General features: G+C 69.9%; 14 protein-coding genes. 8 read left to right on the top strand and 6 right to left on the bottom strand.

Features of this window, described 5'->3' with window-relative positions; translation table 11 throughout:
- Positions 1-2: 2 nt before the first annotated feature.
- On the bottom strand, positions 3-3,734 hold the full coding sequence (locus DEU37_RS10650) for a multifunctional oxoglutarate decarboxylase/oxoglutarate dehydrogenase thiamine pyrophosphate-binding subunit/dihydrolipoyllysine-residue succinyltransferase subunit (RefSeq protein ID WP_121190654.1): 3,732 nt from the start codon (positions 3,732-3,734) through the stop codon (positions 3-5).
- Positions 3,735-3,856: 122 nt separating this feature from the next.
- Here DEU37_RS10650 and DEU37_RS10645 point away from each other — a divergent pair, with 122 nt between their 5' ends.
- A complete protein-coding gene (locus tag DEU37_RS10645) occupies positions 3,857-5,314 on the top strand; it encodes a GuaB1 family IMP dehydrogenase-related protein (protein ID WP_121190653.1) in 1,458 nt (485 codons plus the stop codon).
- Here the strand turns inward: DEU37_RS10645 and DEU37_RS10640 are convergent.
- A complete protein-coding gene (locus DEU37_RS10640; RefSeq protein WP_259457253.1) occupies positions 5,304-5,915 on the bottom strand; it encodes a GNAT family N-acetyltransferase in 612 nt (203 codons plus the stop codon). The genes DEU37_RS10645 and DEU37_RS10640 overlap by 11 nt on opposite strands.
- 105 nt (positions 5,916-6,020) lie before the next feature.
- Positions 6,021-6,785 (bottom strand): hypothetical protein, encoded by a 765-nt coding sequence (locus DEU37_RS10635; protein ID WP_259457252.1) that lies wholly within the window; start codon positions 6,783-6,785, stop codon positions 6,021-6,023.
- Between the two features lie 503 nt (positions 6,786-7,288).
- Here DEU37_RS10635 and DEU37_RS10630 point away from each other — a divergent pair.
- Both DEU37_RS10630 and DEU37_RS10625 read left to right on the top strand, forming a co-directional pair.
- Positions 7,289-8,632 (top strand): hemolysin family protein, encoded by a 1,344-nt coding sequence (locus DEU37_RS10630; protein WP_121190652.1) that lies wholly within the window; start codon positions 7,289-7,291, stop codon positions 8,630-8,632.
- On the top strand, positions 8,629-9,684 hold the full coding sequence (locus DEU37_RS10625) for a hemolysin family protein (protein WP_121190651.1): 1,056 nt from the start codon (positions 8,629-8,631) through the stop codon (positions 9,682-9,684). Before DEU37_RS10630 ends, DEU37_RS10625 begins: the two co-directional genes overlap by 4 nt.
- Before the next feature lie 104 nt (positions 9,685-9,788).
- Here the strand turns inward: DEU37_RS10625 and DEU37_RS10620 are convergent, their stop codons facing one another.
- Positions 9,789-10,865, bottom strand: a complete 1,077-nt coding sequence (locus DEU37_RS10620) for an NADH:flavin oxidoreductase/NADH oxidase (RefSeq protein WP_121190650.1) — start codon at positions 10,863-10,865, stop codon at positions 9,789-9,791.
- A 98-nt stretch (positions 10,866-10,963) separates the two neighbouring features.
- Between DEU37_RS10620 and DEU37_RS10615 the strand changes: the two genes are divergently transcribed.
- The 5 genes from DEU37_RS10615 (at position 10,964) to DEU37_RS10595 (ending at position 19,463) form a co-directional block, all read left to right on the top strand.
- Positions 10,964-11,794: an ADP/ATP-dependent (S)-NAD(P)H-hydrate dehydratase gene (locus DEU37_RS10615; protein WP_183043654.1), complete on the top strand. Its 831-nt coding sequence runs from the start codon at positions 10,964-10,966 to the stop codon at positions 11,792-11,794.
- Positions 11,795-11,817: 23 nt separating this feature from the next.
- Positions 11,818-13,065 (top strand): DUF2029 domain-containing protein, encoded by a 1,248-nt coding sequence (locus DEU37_RS10610; protein WP_259457251.1) that lies wholly within the window; start codon positions 11,818-11,820, stop codon positions 13,063-13,065.
- A 45-nt stretch (positions 13,066-13,110) separates the two neighbouring features.
- Positions 13,111-13,473: a thiamine-binding protein gene (locus DEU37_RS10605; protein ID WP_121190648.1), complete on the top strand. Its 363-nt coding sequence runs from the start codon at positions 13,111-13,113 to the stop codon at positions 13,471-13,473.
- Between the two features lie 42 nt (positions 13,474-13,515).
- The gene (locus tag DEU37_RS10600; protein WP_183043663.1) at positions 13,516-14,718 is read left to right on the top strand and encodes an MFS transporter; all 1,203 of its coding nucleotides are present in this window, start codon (positions 13,516-13,518) and stop codon (positions 14,716-14,718) included.
- A 104-nt stretch (positions 14,719-14,822) separates the two neighbouring features.
- Positions 14,823-19,463 carry a family 43 glycosylhydrolase gene (locus DEU37_RS10595; protein WP_121190646.1) on the top strand — a complete coding sequence of 1,547 codons (4,641 nt, stop codon included), beginning with the start codon at positions 14,823-14,825 and terminating at the stop codon, positions 19,461-19,463.
- A gap of 144 nt (positions 19,464-19,607) precedes the next feature.
- On the opposite strand, the gene DEU37_RS10590 is transcribed toward DEU37_RS10595, so the two are convergent.
- The gene (locus tag DEU37_RS10590) at positions 19,608-20,810 is read right to left on the bottom strand and encodes a homoserine O-acetyltransferase (RefSeq protein WP_121190645.1); all 1,203 of its coding nucleotides are present in this window, start codon (positions 20,808-20,810) and stop codon (positions 19,608-19,610) included.
- A gap of 62 nt (positions 20,811-20,872) precedes the next feature.
- Positions 20,873-21,292, bottom strand: coding sequence for a hypothetical protein (locus tag DEU37_RS10585; protein WP_220699836.1), 420 nt, complete (start codon positions 21,290-21,292; stop codon positions 20,873-20,875).
- Between the last annotated feature and the right edge of the window lie 177 nt (positions 21,293-21,469).

The following is a 21,469-nucleotide window of genomic DNA, read 5'->3' as shown; positions in this document are numbered from 1 at the left end:
GTTCAGACGGTCAGAGCCTTCTCGAGGATCGCGGCCTGCTCGCGCGCGTGCACCTTCGGTGAGCCGGTCGCCGTGGAGGCGGCGGCGGCGCGGGACACACGGCGGATCGTGCGTCCCTTCAGGTGCTTGACGACCTCCAGCGCGATGAACGGCCAGGCGCCCTGGTTCTCGGGCTCGTCCTGCACCCAGACCAGCTGAGCGTTCGGGTACCGGTCGATCACGGCGTTCAGCTGGTCGATGGGAGCCGGGTACAGCTGCTCGAGACGCACGAGAGCGACCTGCGGGTTCGGCTTCTTGTCCAGCTCGGCCTTGAGGTCCCAGTGGATCTTGCCCGAGTGCAGCAGCACCCGGGTGACGGCCGACGGGTCGAGGTTCCGATCGTCGTCCAGGACGGGCTCGAAGCGTCCCGTCGTGAAGGCCTCGACGGGACTCGTCGCGCCGCGCAGGCGCAGCATGGCCTTCGGCGTGAAGACGATCAGCGGACGGCGCGGACGCGCATACGCCTGGCGGCGCAGCAGGTGGAAGTACGACGCCGGCGTCGAGGGACGCGCGACCGTCATGTTGTCCTGCGCGCACATCTGCAGGTAGCGCTCGATGCGTGCCGAGGAGTGGTCCGGCCCCTGGCCCTCGTAGCCGTGGGGGAGCAGCAGCACGACGCTCGACTGCTGGCCCCACTTCTGGTCGGCCGCGGAGATGTACTCGTCGATGACCGACTGGGCGCCGTTCGCGAAGTCGCCGAACTGCGCCTCCCACAGGGTGAGGGTGTCGGGACGCTCGACGGAGTACCCGTACTCGAACGCCATCGCCGCATACTCGCTGAGAAGGGAGTCGTAGACGTAGAACCGGCCCTGGCTCTCGGACAGGTTCGCCAGCGGCAGCCACTCCTGGCCGTTCGCCCGGTCGTGGAGCACGGCGTGGCGCTGGACGAACGTTCCGCGGCGGGCATCCTGGCCGGCCAGGCGCACGTTCGTGCCTTCCATCAGCACCGACCCGAAGGCCAGCAGCTCGCCGAAGCCCCAGTCGATCTGCCCGTTGCGGCTCATGTCGAGGCGCTTCTCGAGCAGCTGCTGCAGCTTGTTGTGCACCGTGAAGCCGTCGGGCTTGTTGACGAACGCGTCGCCGATCTGGTGCACGACCTCGGTCGAGACGCCGGTCGTCTCCGGCTCACCGACGGCCTGCTCCACGCCGCCCGTGACGGCGGGGGAGACGATGCCGGTCGCGCCGGTCTCGGCGGCGTGGGTCTCGGCGAACGCGATCTCGAGGCGGTTCTGGAAGTCCTGCTTCGCCTTGTCGTACTCCTCCTCGGTGATGTCGCCACGACCGACGAGCGACTCCGTGTAGAGCCGGCGCACCGAGCGCTTCGCCTCGATGAGGTTCGTCATCAGCGGCTGCGTCATCGACGGGTCGTCGCCCTCGTTGTGGCCGCGACGGCGGTAGCAGACGAGGTCGATCACGACGTCGCGGTTGAACTCCTGGCGGTAGGCCACGGCGAGCTCGGCCACGCGCACGACGGCTTCGGGGTCGTCGCCGTTGACGTGGAAGATCGGCGCCTGGATCGTCTTGGCGACGTCGGTGGCGTAGACCGAAGTGCGGCCGTCCTGCGGGAGCGTCGTGAAGCCGACCTGGTTGTTGACGACGACGTGCACCGTGCCGCCGGTGCGGTACCCGCGCAGCTGCGACATCTGCAGCGTCTCGACGACGACGCCCTGGCCCGCGAAGGCCGCGTCGCCGTGCACGAGGATCGGAAGCCACGAGAACGTGCCGATCGGCATGCGGTCCTGCTTGGCGCGGACGACGCCCTCCAGCACGCCGTCGACCGTTTCGAGGTGCGACGGGTTGGCGGCCAGGTACACCGGCAGCTCCTCCCCGGCATCCGACACGAACGTGCCCTGCGTCCCGAGGTGGTACTTGACATCGCCCGAACCGCTCTTGGAGCCGATCGCAACGGAGCCCTCGAACTCGCGGAAGATCTGGCTGTAGGTCTTGCCGGCGATGTTGGTCAGCACGTTGAGGCGGCCGCGGTGCGCCATGCCGATGGCGGCGCCGTCGAGGTCCGCGCCGGCGGCGCCCTGCAGGATCTGGTCGAGGAGCGGAATCAGGGACTCGCCGCCCTCGAGACTGAAGCGCTTCTGACCGACGTACTTGGTCTGCAGGAACGTCTCGAACGCCTCGGCTTGGTTGAGCTTGTCGAGGATGCGCAGCTGCTCGTCGTGGCTCGGCTTCTGGTACTTGACCTCGACGTTGTCCTGGAACCACTTGCGCTGGCCCGGGTCCTGGATGTGCATGTACTCGACGCCGATCGTGCGGCAGTACGAGTCGCGGAGCACGCCGAGGATGTCGCGGAGCTTCATCAGGCGTCGTCCGCCGAAACCCCCCGTGACGAACTCGCGGTCGAGGTCCCAGAACGTGAGGCCGTGGTTCTCGATCTCGAGGTCGGGGTGGGTGCGCTGCACGTACTCGAGCGGGTCGGTGTCGGCCATGAGGTGGCCGCGGACGCGGTAGGAGTTGATGAGCTCCTGCACGCGGGCGGTCTTGTCGACGCGCTCCGCGATGTCGACGTTGATGTCGCCGGCCCAGTGGATGGGCGCGTAGGGGATGCGCAGGGCCGCGAAGATGCCCTCGTAGAAACCGCGCTGACCGGTGAGCAGCTCGTGCACGATCTTGAGGAACTCGCCGGAGCCCGCACCCTGGATGACCCGGTGGTCGTACGTGCTGGTCAGGGTGATCGTCTTGCCGATGCCGAGCTCGACGAGGGTCTTCTCGCTCGAGCCCTGGAACTCGGCGGGGTACTCCAGGGCGCCGGCGCCGACGATGCAGCCCTGGCCCTTCATGAGGCGCGGCACGGAGTGGACCGTGCCGATGCCGCCGGGGTTGGTCAGCGAGATCGTGGTGCCCTGGAAGTCGGCCGCCGTCAGCTTGTTTCCGCGGGCACGCTTGACGAGGTCCTCGTAGGCCGCGAGGTACTCGCCGAAGGTCAGCGCCTCGGCCTGCTTGATCGAGGGGACCATCAGAGCGCGGGTGCCGTCGGGCTTGGGAAGGTCGATCGCGATGCCGAGGTTGATGTGCGCGGGGGCGACGACCGACGGCTTGCCGTCGATCTCGGCGTAGGACACATTCTGGCTGGGGAAGGCCTTGAGCGCCTGGATGAGGGCCCAGCCGATCAGGTGCGTGAAGCTGACCTTGCCGCCGCGCGTGCGCGACATGTGGTTGTTGATCACGATGCGGTTGTCGATCATGAGCTTCGCCGGCACCGTGCGCACGCTCGTCGCGGTCGGCACGGTAAGCGATTCGTCCATGTTCGCCGCGAGTGTCTTCGGCATGCCGCGCAGCGGCGTGACGACGTCCTCGCGGGCCGCGGGGGTCGGGGTGGGATCGGCACTCGGCGCCTGCGCGGGCACGGGCTGGGGGGAGGCGGGTCGCGCGGTCGTCCGGGCGACCGGCTGCGCGCCGACGACGGGGATCGGCGCGGTCATCGGGCGCGGCTCCGACCCGGAGGGGGCCGGCGTCGTCGTCGAGGCGGCCGGCGCGGATGCCGCGGTGGGAGCGGCCGTGGCCGCGGCGGCGGTCCCGGCATCCTGCTGGGTCTTCTCGTACGCCTCGAGCACAGGCCACCAGGCCCGGTCGACCGAGTCGCGATCCTTCGCGAACTGGTCGTACATCTCGGCGACGAGCCATTCGTTGGCCCCGAACTCGCCGTCGCTCGAAGTCCCCACGCCGGTCACCTGACTGGACACGGTTGCGCCTGCTTTCATCGATGAAGTTCAGATCGTGCGAGGCCCGCTGCCGTGTATGGTGCGGCCCACACGCACACGTTCATCAAGGGTATCCCAGGTTTTCTGTCGGTACCGTGGGAGTCATGCAGTTCTCCGGCGCTCAGCCCACCGTCGATCTCACCTACTCGGACGTGTTCCTCGTGCCCCGCCGCTCGGGCGTGACGAGCCGGCTCGATGTCGACCTATCGCCGCGCGACGGCACCTCGGCGACCATCCCGCTGGTCGCCTCGAACATGAACTCCGTCACCGGTCCGCGCCTCGCGGCGGCGCTCGCGCGTCGCGGCGGCCTCGGAGTGCTGCCGCAGGACATGCCGCTGCAGGAGATCGACGCGGCGATCCGCTGGGTCAAGGACCAGCCCGTGCGCTGGGACACTCCGCTCGTGCTGCGCGCCGACGCCACCGTCGCCGAGGCGGCGGCTCTGCTGCCCGCGACCGAGGGCCACGGCATCGTCGTCGTGGCCGGCGACCCCGCCCGCGTGCACGTCGACGACATCCTGGGGGTCGTCCCGGCGACGCGGCTGGGCACGGCTCTGCCGGATGCGCGGCTGGGTGACCTCACCCGCGGTCGCGGCGTCTCGATCGACGCCGACGACGTCACCGACGCCCGCCACGCGTTCGATCTGCTCGTCGCGGCGGATGCCGAGACCGTGTGCGTCCTGCACCACGGCTACCTCGTCGGCACCCTCTCACAGCGCACCGCGCTGCGCTCCACGCTCTACCGGCCCGCGGTCGACGCGAACGGCCGGCTGATCGTCGCGGCCGCCGTCGGCATCAACGGCGACGTCGCCGCGAAGGCGAAGGCCCTCGCGGCGGCCGGCGTCGACGTGCTCGTCGTCGATACGGCGCACGGTCACCAGGAGGGCATGCTGCGCGCGCTGCAGACGGTGTCCGGGCTGGGCCTGGGCATCCCGATCGCGGCCGGCAACATCGTGACGGCCGACGGCGCGCACGACCTGGTCGGCGCGGGTGCCACGATCCTCAAGGTCGGTGTGGGTCCGGGTGCGATGTGCACCACCCGCATGATGACCGCCGTCGGGCGGCCCCAGTTCTCGGCCGTCCTGGAGACCGCGCAGGCGGCGGCCGAGCTCGGCGCGCACGTCTGGGCCGACGGCGGCGTCCGCTACCCGCGCGACGTCGCGCTGGCACTGGCGGCGGGCGCGGCATCCGTCATGATCGGGTCGTGGTTCGCGGGCACGATCGAAGCCCCCGGCCAGCTGCAGGTCGACGAGGCGGGCCGTGTGTACAAGGAGTCGTGGGGCATGGCCTCGACGAAGGCCGTCCAGGGCCGGTTCGGCCGGCTGGACGCCTACGAGCGTGCGCGCAAGGAGCTGTTCGCGGAGGGCATCTCGTCGTCGAAGATCTACCTGGACCCGCTGCGTCCGTCGGTCGAGGACCTCGTCGACATGATCACCTCGGGGGTGCGCTCCTCGTTCACCTATGCGGGCGCGTCGACCGTCCCCGAGTTCCATGACCGCGCCACGGTGGGTCTGCAGTCCGCCGCCGGTTACGAGGAGGGCAAGGCACTGCCCGTCAGCTGGTGACGGCCTGCTCGCCGCGAGCCTCCCACTCGCGGCGGAGTACTCCCATCACCACCGAGTCGTACCGGCGGCCGCGCACCTCGCGCGCGTCGCGGAAGCGCGCTTCCTCGGTGAACCCGAGGCGGCGACCGACGGCGAGCATGCGTTCGTTGCCGGACCACGTCGAGTAGTCGAGTCGTACGGCCGCCGTGGTGCGGAAGAGGTAGTCGGTCCAGACGGCCAGCGCATTCGTTCCGATCCCGCGGCCGCGGATCGACGGGTCGTACACGGTGAGCCCCATGCGCCGCCAGTCCGATTCCTCCGACTCCCAATGCCACGACACGCTGCCGATCATCGTCGTGGGATCGGCGGTCGTCGCGATCACCGCACGCGTCAGGGGGCGCTGCGCCGCGTAGCTGCCGTCCTCGATCGCCCCCGACAATCGCGCACAGACCGCGTCGATCTGCGGGCCGTCGAGCTTCGGAAAGTAGGGGCCGTCCCAGCGGTGCCACTCCTGGTCGGGCTGCAGCCACCGCCGGTACGTGTCGATGTCGGCGCGTTCGAACGCGCGGACGCGGATGCCGCCGCGCTCGCCGATGACTTCCGCTGCGTCGACCTTGTCCACCCTCACATTGTGCCCGCGGCATCCAACGTTCGACCGGTGCGCTGCAGAAATCCGCTCGCGCGACGAGAGTTTCGATAGCGGATGCCGATTCAGGTAGCGCGACGGTCACCGGAGCACGGAGTCCCCAGCCCGCGGGCGCGGTTTGGAGCTGCGCAGCCCATCCGCGGTGAGGACGTCGTAGACGCGTTGGGGGTGATCGGCGTCGGTTGCTTCGAGTCGCGAGAAGCCCCGCACTTCTCGACGGATCTCGTTCTCGCGATTCTTCTCGTCGATGACGACGGCGGCAGGAGTCCGACCGCGGGTGTACTCGGGGCTCGTGTATTTGCCTCGACCGTCGATCTCCAGCCAGTGATCTGCGTCGGGAAAATAGAGATCACCGAAGACGCAGCGACCGCTGGGGAGGGTGCGGCGTTCCTGTAGTCGCGGGATCGGAAAGCCGAGCGCCACGACCAGCAGGCGCATGTGCGTCTCGCGGACGTTGGCCGACAGTGTGGCCGATGCCGCCAGCGCACGTCGCGCACGACGACCTCCCCGAGCCACGGGCGTTCTCTCGAGGATGTCGGAGATCTCCGCCGCCGTCGCGAGCGGCCCGCGAGGCCGCCCGATCCACAACGCCTGGTCGATCGCGCTCACGGCGCGCACGTAGGGCAGCATCCGTGCGAGGTCCAGCACCGTCTGCGCGGGCGTCGTCACCTCGTGTCGACCGAAGGGCACTCTGCGGCGATGCGCGACCCCGAGAGCATGACGTTGGAGCGTACCCCCGGACCGTCCGCCCGACGCCCGGTCGATCGTGACATCGACCAGTGCAGGCCAGGAGCCGAGTACGTCGATTCCCCAGACCGCAGCAGCAGCGAAGTGAGAAATCACCACCGATGAGGGAAGTCTCGACGTGACCTCTTCGACGCGGAGGCGATGCCGCTGGAGGGGATTGAGGCCTCGCCACGCCGCCATCGGCACGAATACGCCGGGGGCGACGCGCGTCCATCGTCCCGCCGCGAGCTCTCTGCGAACGCGACGGTCATCCAGGGGATCGAGACGGTCTCTTCGCCGCAACACGGGCACATCTGGAACGTTGAGCATCCCCCGACTGTCGGGCACGGACGTGCCTCTCCATGTACCCCTCAGCAACCGCGTGGACAGACGTGCCGCCATCCGCTCTGGGGAGGAGGCGCTGCACGCCCGGTCACGCTGCAGAAATCGGCCCGCGCTGCGACGGTTTCGGCAGCGGATGCCGATTTCGGCAGCGGATGCCCGCGGCATCCAGCGCCGACGCGGGCCAGGTGCCGTAAACTTCTTCGCACCATGGACGACCCTCCCAGTTGCAGACGATCGCCCCACCGACCCTCCTCGATCATGATCGGGGGTGACGCGTGATGGAACTCGTCATGCTGGGCGTGGGGCTCCTGCTCACCATCGGAACCGGTCTGTTCGTCGCGAGCGAGTTCGCGCTCGTCAACCTCGACCGCGCCGACCTCGAGGCGCGTCAGGCGGCGGGGGAGTCGCGGCTGTCGCTGACCATCAGCGCGCTGCGGATCACCTCGACGCACCTCTCCAGCGCGCAACTCGGCATCACGCTGACCACGCTGCTCACCGGTTACACGATGGAGCCCGCCCTGACCACACTGCTCAGCCCCGTGCTGAGTGCGGGGGGCGTTCCCGAAGCGGTGGTGCGCATCGTCGCCACGACCGTCGCGATCGCCGTCGCCACGACGTTCTCCATGATCCTCGGCGAGCTGGTGCCGAAGAACTTCGCGCTGGCCATCCCGCGTCAGACCGCGAAGCTCGTCATGCCGTTCCAGGTCGCGTTCACCACGGTGTTCCGGCCCGCGATCACCGTCCTGAACGGTTCGGCCAACGGCATCCTGCGGGGAATGGGGATCGAGCCCAAGGAGGAGCTGTCCGGTGCCCGCACGGCGGAGGAGCTCTCCAGCCTGGTGCGACGCTCGGCCAGCGCCGGGGTGCTGGAAGAGGACACGGCCTCGCTGCTGGATCGCACGCTCACCTTCGCGCGGCTGACGACCGCGGACGTCATGACCCCGCGCCCCAGCATCCACGCCGTCGCCGCCGGAGACAGCGTCGAGGACGTCATCCAGCTCGCCCGACGCACCGGCCACAGCCGCTTCCCCGTCTACGACGAGTCGATGGACGACATCACCGGCATCGTGCACCTCAAGCAGGCCGTGAGCGTGCCGCGCGAGCGCCGCGCCGATGTTCCGGCGGCGGCCATCGCCACCGAGCCGCTGCGGGTGCCCGAAGCCGTCCACCTCGACGCCGTGATGTCGGAGCTGCGCTCGCGCGGCTATCAGATGGCCGTCGTCGTCGACGAGTACGGCGGCACCGCCGGCGTGGTGACGCTGGAGGACCTCGTCGAGGAGATCGTCGGCGAGGTGCTCGACGAGCACGATCGCTCCCGCGCGGGCGTCGTGCGCGTGGCTGGGGCGGTGACGTTCCCGGCGGAGCTGCGTCCCGACGAAGTGCTCGATCGCACCGGCATCCGCGTGCCCGAGGCAGACGTGTACGACACCGTCGGCGGCTTCTTCATGTCGACGCTGGAGCGCATCCCCGTCGTCGGCGACCGCATCGAGCTGGAGGACGGCACGCTGGAGGTGCAGCGCATGGACGGCCGACGCGTCGACCGCGTCAAATTCACACCCCACCCGTTGCCGGAGGGCGCCGAGGCGTCCGACACGGCGCGCGAGGCAGGTGAGGGCCGATGAGCGACTGGGCCGGAATCGCGTGGCTGGTGGTGCTGCTCGCGTTCAACGCGTTCTTCGTCGGCGCCGAGTTCGCGGTGATCTCCGCGCGCCGATCGCAGATCGAGCCGCTCGCCGAGAAGGGCTCCAAGACCGCGGTGACCGCGCTGTACGCGATGGAGCACGCCACGCTCATGCTCGCCACGAGCCAGCTCGGCATCACGATCTGCTCGCTGCTGATCCTGAACGTGTCGGAGCCGGCGATCCATCACCTGCTCGAAGTGCCCCTGGGACTGACGGGCTGGAACGAGGCGGTCATCGGCGGCGTCGCGTTCGCGATCGCCTTGATCCTGGTGTCGTACCTGCACGTGGTGTTCGGGGAGATGGTGCCGAAGAACCTCGCGTTCTCGCTCCCGGACCGGGCCGTGCTTCTGCTGGCGACACCGCTGGTGTGGACCTCGAAGCTCTTCTACCCGATCATCGTCGCGCTCAACTGGCTGGCCAACCACATCGTGCGCCTGTTCCGCGTCGAACCGAAGAACGAGGCGGCGTCGACGTTCACCCTCGACGAGGTGGCCACGATCGTGAACCAGTCGCGGATCGAGGGCGTGCTCGACGACGCTTCCGGTGCCGTGACGGCCGCGCTGGAGTTCACCGACAAGAAGGCGGGCGACGTCGCCGTGCCCCTGTCGGAGCTCGTGACGCTTCCCGAGACGACGACGCCCGAAGAGATCGAGCGCGCGGTCGCCAAGCACGGATTCTCGCGCTACGTGATCGTGGATGCCGAGGGTATCCCGCTCGGCTACGTCCACCTCAAGGACGTGCTGCGGGCGGCCGAGGGCGCCGGCGCCGAGGAGAAGGTCGCTGCGCCGATCAAACCGAAGCGCATCCACCACATGGTGCCGGTCGCCGAAACGACCGACCTGGAGGATGCGCTGGCCCTCATGCGCCGCACCAGCCGTCATCTCGCGCAGGTGCGCAACGCGCAGGGCGAGACGACGGCGGTGCTCTTCCTCGAGGACATCATCGAGGAACTCGTCGGCGAGGTGCACGACGCGACGCGCCGGGGCTACTGAGCCGGAGCGGCGTTGCGACTCGGCCCTGCGGGCCTCGCTCAACGACCGGGGGTCGCCCCTCCGGTCGTTGAGCGGGCGAAGCGGGTCGAAACGCCGTTGCGCCCTCAGCGGGTCGCGGGGCGGGCGCGCTCGTACTGCGGCGGCCAGAGGCCGGCGTCCGGCTCGCCCAGCTCCACCTGGGCGCGCAGAGCGAAGTGCGGATCGCGCAGCCACTCGCGACCGGCCAGGATCACATCGGCGTCGCCGGAGGCCAGGATCTGCTCCGCCTGAACGCCCGAGGTGATCTCTCCGACGGCGCCGACGGCGACGCCGGACCGTCGGTGCACCTCGGCGGCGAGCGGCACCTGGTAGCCGGGGCCGGTCGTGATGCGCTGGTGGGCGACGAGACCGCCGCTGGAGATGTCGAAGAAATCGACGCCGCGCGCGGCCGCCCATCCGGCGACGGTCGCCGTCTGCGCGGCATCCCAGCCGCCGTCGGCCCAGTCGGATGCCGAGAAGCGCACGAGAATCGCGGCATCCGGGGCGGCGCTGCGGACGGAGTCGACGACCTCCAGCAGCAGCCGGGCGCGGTTCTCCAGGCTGCCGCCGTACTCGTCCTCGCGCTCGTTCGACAGCGGCGAGAGGAACTGGTGGAGCAGATAGCCGTGCGCGGCGTGGACTTCCAGCACCTCGAAGCCGGCGGCGACCGCCCGCACCGCGGCGGCGGCGAACGCCTCGACGATGCGGCGGATGCCCGCGGCATCCAAGGCCTCCGGCGCCTCGAACCCGTCGTAGGCGATGGCGGAGGGGGCGAGCGTGGTCCATCCGCCGTCGGCGGCGGGCACGCTGCCGCGGCGCCCGGAGAACGGTGAGAAGGTCGAGGCCTTGCGTCCGGCGTGGGCCAGCTGCACGCCGGGAAGAGCTCCGCGGGCGCGGATCGCGGCAACGATGGGCCTCCACGCGTCGCGCTGTTCGTCGTTCCAGAGGCCCACGTCCTCGGGGGAGATGCGTCCCTCCGGGGTCACCGCGGTCGCCTCGGCGATGACGACACCGGCGCCGCCGGACGCGAACTGGGCGAGGTGAACGTGATGCCAGTCGTTGGGCACGCCGTCGGTCGCCGAATACTGACACATCGGCGCGACCCAGAGGCGGTTGCGGACGGTGCGTCCGGCCAGTTCGTACGGGGTGAACAGCAGGCTCATGATGGCTCTCCGCGGGCTCGATGCGGGTGGGGGCGTTTCGACTCGGCGCTTTGCGCCTCGCTCAACGACCGGGGACGGGGACGGGTAGGGTGGCGCGCATGAGCGCACCCTCGCCGTGGACGGCGCCGGAGACGGCCACCTTCCTCAGGGTGCCAACGGCCAACGACGACAAGTATTCCCGTGGCGTGGTGGGCATGCGCACCGGGTCGGAGGAGTTTCCCGGAGCGGCTGTTCTGGGCGTCGAGGCCGCGTGGCGGACAGGGACGGGAATGGTGCGCTACCTCGGTCCGCGCCGGGCCGCCGATCTCGTGCTCCAGCGTCGCCCCGAGACGGTGACGGCCGACGGGCGGGTGCAGGCGTGGGTGGTCGGCTCGGGGACGTCCCCCGCCACCCGCACCGCTGCCGAGACCGCGGCGGTCCGGACGATCCTCGCCGGTCGGGTGCCGGTCGTCGTCGATGCCGGCGCGCTGGATCTCGTCGTCGCGGCATCCGCCCTCACCGGAGATCGCGCTCCGCTGGTGCTGACGCCCCACGATCGCGAGCACGCCGCACTGCGCGATCGACTGGGTCTGGCCCCGGCCGTCGACCGGGAGCAGGCTGCCCTCGAGACGGCCGCCGTCACCGGCGCCGTCCTGCTGCTGAAGGGGGCGACGACGCTGATTGCGACGCCCCCGGGGACGCTGCGTTCGGTGACGGCGGGTGTCGCGTGGCTGGCGACGGCCGGCACGGGAGATGTGCTCGCCGGCATCCTGGGGGCGCTGGTGGCCGGAGCTCCGGATCGTCTCGCGGATGCCGCCGCCTGCGCGGCCTGGGTGCACGGGCGGGCGGGAGCTGCCGCGTCCGCCCGCCACGGCGGGGGTCCGCTGGTCGCTCTCGACGTGGCACGCGCGGTGTCGAGGGTCGTGGGGGAGCTCGTCTCGGAACGCTGAGGTCGCCTCCCTAGGATGGGGGGATGATGAGGCGGAGCGTGCTGTGGACCGCCTTCGCGATCGTTCACGTCGGTGTCGCCTGGCTCGGCTTCGTCCTGCCCAACGAGCCGATGGGAGACGTCTACCGCGTCTACGAACCGTGGTCGACGAGCGCACTGCAGGGGCACGGCATCGTCGGCATCGACCAGTCGTGGGTGTATCCCCAGCTCGCGCTGCTGCCCATGCTCCTGGCGCACGCGTTCGCGTGGATCGCCGGTTACACCGTCGGCTGGGCGATCGTCGTGACCGCCGCGGATGCCGTCGCGTTCGCCGTCCTGGTCGGGCGCGCCCGCTCGACGGGACGCGTGACGGCCGCATGGTTCTGGCTCGCCTACGTGGCGCTGCTCGGCCCGGTCGGGCTGTACCGGCTCGACGGCTTCACCGTGGCGCTGGCCGTGCTCGGGTGTCTCTGGCTCATCGGGCGTCCGTGGGCGGCGTCGGTGCTGCTGTCGGTCGCGACGTGGATGAAGGTGTGGCCCGCCGCGATCCTGGCCGCCGCGATCGTGGCGCTGCGTCGCCGCGGTGCGCTGGTGGGCGGTGCGGTGCTCGTGAGCGCGGCGACACTGCTCGCGGTCGGCGCTCTCGGCGGTGGGGCGCACGCCTTCGGCTTCATCGGCGACCAGACGACGCGCGGCCTCCAGGTGGAGGCGCCGGTCAGCATGCCGTACCTCTGGGGCGCTCTGCTCGGCATCCGCGGGTTCTGGGTGTACTACGACCAGCATCTGCTGACGTTCCAGGTCACCGGCACGCAGATCGATCCGGTGATCGCCGCCATGACTCCCGCTCTCGTCGTGGCGATGATGGTGGTCGCCGCCCTCGGCGTGTGGGCCGTGGTGCGCGGTGTCCGTTACGCGACGCTGTTCCCGACGCTCTCGCTCGCGTTCGTGCTGGGCTTCATCGTGTTCAACAAGGTGGGCTCGCCGCAGTACCTCTGCTGGCTCGTGCCGTCGCTGGTGGTCGGACTCGTCATCGATCGGCGCCGCTGGACGGCGCCGGCCACCGTGTCGCTGTTCGCCGCGCTGCTCACGCAGCTCGTATACCCCCTCACCTACAACGGCGTCCTGTACCCGCAGGTCGTGCCGGTGAGCCTGCTGACCCTTCGCAACCTCGTGCTCTGTGCGATGTTCGTGTGGATGATCGTGCGCCTCGTGGCCATCGCCCGTCGTGCGCCCGCATCGGCCGCATCCGCACGCGCGCCCCGCGAGTCCGCCGCCGCCCCGCTCGTGCCCTGACCCCGTCGTCACCGATCCCGTCGTCACCGATCCGAAGGAGCTCTCATGCTCGTCGCCTTCTCCGTCGCCCCCAGCGGCACCGCCCCTCACACGCCGGCCGCTGCCGACGGGTCGGTGCACGACGCGGTCGCCGCCGCCGTGAAGGTCGTCCGCGACTCGGGTCTGCCGCACCGCACCACCTCGATGTTCACCGAGATCGAGGGGGAGTGGGACGAGGTGTTCGCGGTCGTGAAGGCCGCGACGGATGCCGTCATGCCGTTCGGATCACGCGTCTCGCTGGTGCTCAAGGCCGACATCCGCCCGGGCCGCACCGGCGAGCTCGATGGAAAGATCGAACGGTTGGAGACGGCGATCGCGGCGTTGGAGGTCGACGGGGAGGCCGCCCGGGACGCCGCCGGTGACCGGTAGCATGGCCGGGTGATCTCCTCGACCCCGTCGAGGGGTGCGGCGATGTGGGCGCTCCTCTCGCTCGCCGTCGGCTCGTTCGGCATCGGCATGACCGAGTTCGTCGTCATGGGCCTGCTCCCGAACATCTCCGCCGACCTCCTGCCCGCCACCTGGGCGGCCTCTCCGGAGGATGCCGTCGCGCAGGCGGGGTGGCTCATCACCCTGTACGCGCTCGGCGTCGTCATCGGCGCCCCCACGATCGCGGGAATCGTCGCGAAGTATCCGCGCCATCGCGTGATGCTGGCTCTGGCGGTGGCCCTCACGGTCGGCAACACGCTGACGCTGCTGGCGCCGACGTTCGAGCTCGTCGCGGCATCCCGCGTGCTGGCGGGCCTGCCGCACGGCGCATACTTCGGCATCGGGGCGCTCGTCGCCGCGGACGTCATGGGGCCGGGCAACCGGGCCAAGGGCGTCGCGTTCGTGCTCACGGGGCTCACGGTGGCCAACGTGGTGGGCGTGCCGTTGGGCACCTTCCTCGGACAGCGCTTCGGATGGCGGATCGCGTTCCTCGTCGTCGCTCTCATCTTCGCGCTCGCCGCGGTGATGATCGCGCTGACCGTTCCCGCCCACGCGGGCGATCCCGGTCGGACGCTCCGCGCGGAGCTGCGCGCACTGCGCATCGGCCAGGTGTGGCTGACCCTCGGCGTCGGTGCGATCGGATTCGGCGGGTTCTTCGCGGCGTACAGCTACGTCGCCTCGATCGTCACCGAGGTCGCCGGCGCTCCCGCGGCCGTGGTGCCGGTGATCCTCATCGTCATGGGCATCGGCATGACGATCGGCAACCTCGTCGGCGGACACCTCGCCGATCGCAACCTGAAACGCACGATGCTCGCGGGCCTCGGCGCTCTCGTCGTGGTGCAGGTGCTTCTCGCGTTCACGGCGGGACTGCTCGTCGCGCTCGGCCTGTTCATCTTCCTCGTCGGCTTCGTGTCCTCGGTGCTGAGCCCGTCGATCCAGACGCGGCTCATGGACGTCGCCGGTGACAACCAGTCGATCGCCGCGGCGCTGAACCATTCCGCGCTGAACATCGGCAACGCCACCGGGGCGTTTCTCGGCGGCGTCGTGATCGCGGCCGGCTTCGGCTTCGTCGCACCGGTCTGGGTGGGAGCGCTGCTCGCGGCATCCGGCCTCGTGCTCGCCCTCGTGAGTTTCGGGATCGAGGCGCGCTCCGCCCGAACCGCCGCCGCGGCAGATCACACGATCTGATCGACTGTGGGATCGCTCCCGTCGGCGACCCGGAAAGTCAGGCGTGACACCTGTCGAGAGTGAGCGCTAACATTGCGGAGCCGACATCGCTGTCGGAAGCAGCAATGACGCTCGTTCGAGAGGATCACCCCACCGTGTCGAACCCGCACACGCAGGCGGCCCCACGCCGCCGCACCACGTGGCTCGCCCTCGCGGCGGCAGCAGCCCTCATCGCTGGCCCGCTGGCGGTTCCGGCCGTCGCCGCCGCGGACGATGCCACGGGATTGGTCGCGCACTACGAACTCGATGAGACGGGCGCCGCCACGGTGGCCGTGGACTCGTCGGGCAACCAGCGCGACGCCACGTACGTCGGAGGCCCCACGCTGACCGGAGGCGAAGGCGTCCGCCTCGACGGCGCCGACGACTACGTCAAGCTGCCCGACAACATCATGGCCGGGCTGAGCTCGATCACTGTCAGCGCCGAGGCTCTCGTGCGGCCCGAACAAGGGGGCTCCTACTTCATCTGGGGCTTCGGCAACACTGGAGGCGACGGCGTCGGCAACGGCTACCTGTTCACGACCGGCAACGACTACCGGGCATCGATCTCCGACCGCAACTGGACCGGCGAGCAGGGCGTCAACAGTGGCACGGCGCTGCCGCGCGGAGTGTGGAAAACCCTGACCTACACACTGGACTCGGCATCCAAGACGAGCCGTCTGTACCTCGATGGCGTCGAGGTGGCGAAGAACACCAACACGACGCTGACGCCCGCCGCCATCGGTAGCGGCGTCACGACCGCCGACTACATCGGGCGATCGGTGTACAACGCCGACGCGCGACTGGCGGGCAGTGTTCGCGACTTCCGCATCTACGACCGTGCCCTGAGCGCCGGCGATGTCGCGGCCCTCGTGCCCACGGCATCGGAACGGGTGACCCGCGACTCGGCGCAGCTCGACCTGGGCGCGCGGGACGCGGTGACGACGAACCTCACCCTTCCGACCTCCGCGCCGAACGGCTCGACCATTTCGTGGGCGACCTCCGATGCCGGTGTCATCTCCACCACCGGCGTCGTGACACGCCCCACGGCAGGGCAGAACGACGCGACCGTCGTCCTGACGGCGACGCTGTCGCTGAGTGGCGCGACGGAGCAGAAGAGCTTCGGCGTCACCGTGAAGGCCATGCCGGATGACGCGAGAGCGGTCGACGCCGCCCTCGGCGCGATCTCTATCCCGAGTGCAGATGACGTGCGCGGCAACATCACACTGCCGGCCTCCGCGGGCGATGTCGCGCTCAGCTGGGTATCCAGCGACCCGTCGGTGGTCTCCACCGACGGTGTCGTCGTGCGCGGCGAGGCCGACACCACCGTCACCCTCACGGTGACGGCCACGCGCGGTTCCGTCAGCCGCACCCGCGACAGCGTGCTCACCGTGCGCGCGGCCGCGCACATCGGCCCCTTCGCGGGCTACACGTTCTCGTACTTCACCGGAAACAGCGTGGCGGGGGAGAACATCTACTTCGCCGCGAGCAACGGCAACAATGCGCTGTCGTGGACCGACCTCAATCGGGGCCGTCCGGCGCTGACGTCGACCTACGGCGAGAAGGGCCTTCGTGACCCGTTCATCATCCGCTCGCCCGAGGGTGACACGTTCTACCTGATCGCGACCGACCTCTCGATCGGGCGCAATGGCGACTGGGGGCGCGCGCAGCGCCAGGGCTCGAAGTACATCGAGGTGTGGGAATCGCACGACCTCGTGAACTGGAGCGCGCAGCGCCACGTCAAGATCGGTCCGGACAACGCCGGCAACACGTGGGCACCTGAGGCCTACTACGACGACCAGCTCGGCGCCTACGTGGTCTTCTGGGCGGCCTCGCTGTTCGGGGAGAACGACCCGAAGCACGAGGGCGGCTTCTACCAGACCATGATGTACGCGACGACGCGTGACTTCGTGACCTTCAGCGAGCCCAAGGTCTGGCAGGACCTCGGAGCGTCGCGCATCGACTCGACCGTGCTGAAGGTGGGCGACTCCTACCAGCGCTTCACGAAGGATGAGGGCAGCGTCACCGGGTGCGCGGACATCATCCAGGAGTCGTCGAAGAGCCTCACCGCCGTCGATGACCGTTCCCAGCTCGGCTGGAGCGCCACGAACCGCAACTGGAAGCTCGTCGACAGCTGCATCGGCCGCGACGCCGGTGTGCGCGGCGCGGTCGAGGGTCCGACGATCTTCGCCGCCAATCCGGGGGACACCTCGCCGTACAAGTACTACCTCTTCGTCGACGAGTACGGCGGCCAGGGGTACATCCCGCTGGGTACCAACGACATCACCGCTCCGGACTGGAAGATCGCCGGGGGTGCCAACCTGCCGCCCAGCCCGCGCCACGGCACGGTCATGCCGGTGACGGCCAGCGAACTGGAGGCGCTGCGTGCGAACCTGCCCGCAGGCCCCGACCCGGTGACGGCGAACGAGAAGGGTGAAGTGCTGCGCTACGACTTCACCGACGGCTCGGGTGCCACGCTCCACGATCGCTCCGGCGCGGGTCGCGACGCGAAGATCATGGGGGATGCCGTGTGGTCCAACGGCAGCCTGACCTTCGACGGTGCCAACGACTACGTCCAGATGCCCGACAACGTGCTCGCCGGCGTCACCGACGTCACGGTGGATGCCGAGCTGCGCATCGATCCCGCCCAGGCGAACCCGTACTTCCTGTACGGCTTCGGCAACACCGCGGGCAACGAAGGCAACGGCTACCTGTTCGCGACCGGCGACGGCACCTACCGCGGCGCCATCGCTCGCGGCAACTACACGACGGAGCAGAACGCGCAGTCCGGCTCGGCCCTGCCGCGCAATCGCTGGGTGCACCTCACGTACACCCTCAGCGGGGGCACGGCGCGTCTGTACCTGGACGGCGTGCAGGTCGCGGTGAACACCGACGTGACCGTCACACCCGCCGACCTCGGTAACGGCTCCACGGTGGCGAACGTCATCGGCAAGTCGCTCTACGCCCCCGACAACCTCTTCCGTGGGCAGTACCGGGAGTTCGCGCTCTACAACCGCGCACTCTCGCCGCAGGAAGTGCTGGACCAGTCGGGTAACCGGGATGTGCTCGGCGCGGTGAGCCTCGCCGACGAGAGCGCGCTGAAGATGGCACCGATCGTCGACGCGGACACGCGTACCGTGACCTTCCCGGTCGTTCGCGGCACCGACCTGTCGACGCTGCAGCCGGTATACGCGACGGCATCCGGTGTCACGGCCTCGCCCGCATCGGGGGCCGCCCGTGATCTGCGCTCACCCTCGACCGTCACGCTGAAGCGCGACGGCAAGGACGACGTGGTCTGGACGCTAAAGGCCGTCGAGGTGAAGAGCCCGGTTCTTCCCGGTCTCTACGCCGACCCGAACATCGCGGTGTTCGGCGACACCTACTACGTCTACGCGACGAGCGACGGTGTGCCGGGCTGGGGTGGGAACACCTTCTACGTCTGGAGCTCCAAGAACCTCGTGGACTGGAAGCGCTCGGAGCAGCCGTTCCTCACGCTCGACGGGGCCGACGGGAACGTCCCGTGGGCCAGCGGCAACGCGTGGGCGCCGACGATCACCGAACGCGGTGGGAAGTACTACTTCTACTTCAGCGGTCACTCACCGGAGCTCGACCGCAAGGTGATCGGTGTCGCGGTCGCCGACAGCCCGATCGGGCCGTTCGTCGCCCAGCCGCAGCCGATGATCCGCAACGACGAGTCGGTCGCCAGCGGCCAGGCGATCGACCCGGCCGCGTTCCAGGACCCGAAGACGGGGAAGTACTACCTGTTCTGGGGCAACGGCAGCCCGCTGTACGCCCAGCTGTCGGACGACATGACGAGCGTTGTCCCCGGCACGATCCGTCGCATCGACGGACTGCCGGACTTCCGCGAGGGCATCTTCATGAACTACCGCGACGGGCTCTACCATCTGACCTACTCGATCGATGACACGGGGTCACCGGACTACCGGGTGGGATACGCGACGTCGACGAGCATCGACGGGCCATGGCAGTACCGCGGTGTGATCCTGCAGAAGAACGCGTCGCTCGGCATCCTCGGCACGGGGCACAGCTCGATCATCAACGTGCCGGGCACCGACGACTGGTACATCGCCTACCATCGTTTCGCCATTCCCGGCGGCGACGGCACCCACCGCGAGACGACCATCGATCGTCTGACGATCGGTCCCGACGGCTCGTTCCAGCCGGTGACGCCGACGCTGTCGAGCGTCGCCCCGGAGGCCGTTCCGTCGGGTCCGACGCCGACGCCGACGCCGACCCCGAGCCCGACGGGAAGCCCGACGGCATCCCCGTCGCCGTCCGCGACGGTGTCGCCCAGCGCGTCTCCGTCAGCGTCCCCGTCGCCGCGTGTCGAGGTGTCGGCCTCGACGGTCGAGCGCGGTGGTTCGGTGCGGATCACGGTCTCGGGCCTGCATCCGGGGGAGCAGGTGACGGCCGAGTTGCACAGCGATCCGATCCGGATCGGCGGCATCCCCACGGCCGATGCCTCGGGCGGCGTGGCGTTCGACGTGCAGGTGCCGTCATCGCTGCCGGTGGGTGCGCACACGGTGTTCGTCTGGGACGGTGCCGGTGTATTGATCGCGCAGGTACCGCTGCAGGTGCTGCCCGCGGGACAGCTGGCAGTGACCGGTGCGCAGGCTCCGTGGGCGTTCGCCCTCTTCGCGACGCTGCTGCTGATGGGAGGCGTCGGCCTGCGGGTCGTGCGTCCCGCTCGGGGCCGCACGTCGGCCTGACCCGACGAGATGCGGGTGGTGGTGCGATCTGCGCCGCCACCCGCATCTCCATGTGCAGGTCCGCGGACACCGCGACGGCGGGTGACCGACCGGCGCAGGACGGCAGGGAGTCGCGAGCCACCGCCGCGGCGGCCCGAGGCCGGATTAGCTCTGCAGCAAGCGGCGCAGGTGCGCACCGACGGCGGCCGTCTCGATGAGAAAGCCGTCGTGGCCGAAGTCGCTGGAGAGCACGACCGCGCCGTCGTCGATCGTCGACCGGATGGCGCGCGCGATGCGGTGCTGTCCATCGATCGGGAAGAGGCGGTCGCTATCGGTGCCGAGCACGAGCGTCGTCGCGGTGACACGCGCGAGGGCATCCTCGACCCCGCCACGGTCGCGTCCCACGTCGTGGGAGTTCATGGCCTCGACCAGCGTGATGTAGGTGTTCGCGTCGAAGCGGCGCGTGAACTTGTTGCCGTGGAAGTCGAGATAGCTCTCCACGGCGAAGCGGCCCCCGTGACCGAGCGGGCTCTTTCCCGACTGCCACGAGCGCTGGAAGCGCTGGTTGAGCTCGGTGGGGCTCCGGTAGTTCAGCAGGGCCATGCGGCGGGCGAGCGCGAGGCCGCGGTGCGGTCCCTCGCCGTCGGGAGCGTCGTAGTACTCACCGTCGGCGAAGCGCGGATCGATCTGGATGGCTTCCAGCTGCACGCCGTTGAGCGCGATCTGGTCGGCCGTCGTCGTCGGCGGAGAGGAGAGTACGGCGAGCCGCGCGACGCGCTCGGGCTGGCCCACACCCCACTCGAGCGCGTGCATGCCGCCCATCGAGCCGCCGACGACCGCGGCCCACACGTCGATGCCGAGCGCATCCGCAAGGCGCACCTGGGCGGCGACCTGGTCGCGGATGGTCAGGTACGGAAAGCGTCCCGCCCATTCGTACCCGTCGGCGGCGATCGATGACGGCCCCGTCGAGCCCTGGCATCCACCGAGCATGTTCGGGGCGACGACGAACCAGCGGTCGGTGTCGATGGGGGCGCCCGGGCCCACGATGTCGTCCCACCAGCCCGCGGTGGGATGACCGGGTCCCGCGGCGCCGCGCACGTGACTGTCGCCGGTGAGGGCATGAAGCACGAGCACCGCGTTGTCACGGGCGGGCGACAGCTCGCCCCAGGTCTCGTAGGCCAGGCGGATGCCGGGAAGCTCCCGACCGCCCTCGGTCGTGAAGGCGCCGAACGCGGCGAAGCGGCGGTCGCCGGCGGGATCGCCGTCGCGCCAGGCGCCCGTCGCCGGCGGGCGGCCGCGCAGCAGGCGCGCGTCGGCCTCCGTGATCGGTGCGCTCGGCACCGTGTCTTCGGAGGTCTGCCAGTCCATGCTCTCCCGCTACCTTTCGCCAGCTTCCAGGCTAGGTGGTCGCGTGCCCTCGGAGAGGACTGTTACGACTCGTCGGCGGCATGAGGCTCTTGCCGGCACGGATGAGCAAGCCGACTCAGAGCCCACGCGGACTGCGGGCCCGGCACCGCCCACAGCAGCCGCGCAGACGGCGTGGCGACGGAGTAGATCTGCGAGTCGGTGTGAACCTGGAGCCACTCGCCGACCGCGGGGCTTCTCGCGGCGTCGGACACGCTGAGGACACGGATCTCATGGCCGCGAAACTCAAGAAAGCCGGGACGGATACGGACGTTGCCGCGTCGCCAGGCTGTCGTCAGACCGTCGTGCGATCCCCACTCCACACGCAAGGCTGCGCGCATCTTGCCACGGCTCTGCTTGGCGCGAATGAAGGGTGCCTTGATGACGTGACCGATGACATCGCCGATGGCTCCTCCGAGGAGGGTGCCGAGCACGTCGTCAAGCAATCTGTCACTCCGCGTCCATGAACAATCGATCGATCCTACGGCCGGGTGGCGCACGCGCTCGTCGTGCGCTCACGACCACCACCTCCGCAGAAGCGCACGAACTCCGCAGCGGGAAGCGTTTCCGGCTGCGGAGTTCGCGGCATCCTGCGGAGTTCGTGCACCCGTCGGGGACGGGTG

The organism is Microbacterium sp. AG790 (genome assembly GCF_003634765.1).
GTDB lineage: Bacteria > Actinomycetota > Actinomycetes > Actinomycetales > Microbacteriaceae > Microbacterium.
The sequence above is the reverse complement of the archived record's forward strand: the minus strand, read 5'-3'. Positions and strand labels throughout refer to the sequence as shown.

Coding starts and splice junctions, on each gene's coding strand:
- DEU37_RS10595 (WP_121190646.1), top strand. CDS start 14,823: ATGACGCTCGTTCGAGAGGATCACCCCACCGTGTCGAACCCGCACACG.
- DEU37_RS10605 (WP_121190648.1), top strand. CDS start 13,111: ATGCTCGTCGCCTTCTCCGTCGCCCCCAGCGGCACCGCCCCTCACACG.
- DEU37_RS10610 (WP_259457251.1), top strand. CDS start 11,818: ATGATGAGGCGGAGCGTGCTGTGGACCGCCTTCGCGATCGTTCACGTC.
- DEU37_RS10615 (WP_183043654.1), top strand. CDS start 10,964: ATGAGCGCACCCTCGCCGTGGACGGCGCCGGAGACGGCCACCTTCCTC.
- DEU37_RS10600 (WP_183043663.1), top strand. CDS start 13,516: ATGTGGGCGCTCCTCTCGCTCGCCGTCGGCTCGTTCGGCATCGGCATG.
- DEU37_RS10625 (WP_121190651.1), top strand. CDS start 8,629: ATGAGCGACTGGGCCGGAATCGCGTGGCTGGTGGTGCTGCTCGCGTTC.
- DEU37_RS10620 (WP_121190650.1), bottom strand. CDS start 10,865: ATGAGCCTGCTGTTCACCCCGTACGAACTGGCCGGACGCACCGTCCGC.
- DEU37_RS10630 (WP_121190652.1), top strand. CDS start 7,289: ATGGAACTCGTCATGCTGGGCGTGGGGCTCCTGCTCACCATCGGAACC.
- DEU37_RS10645 (WP_121190653.1), top strand. CDS start 3,857: ATGCAGTTCTCCGGCGCTCAGCCCACCGTCGATCTCACCTACTCGGAC.
- DEU37_RS10590 (WP_121190645.1), bottom strand. CDS start 20,810: ATGGACTGGCAGACCTCCGAAGACACGGTGCCGAGCGCACCGATCACG.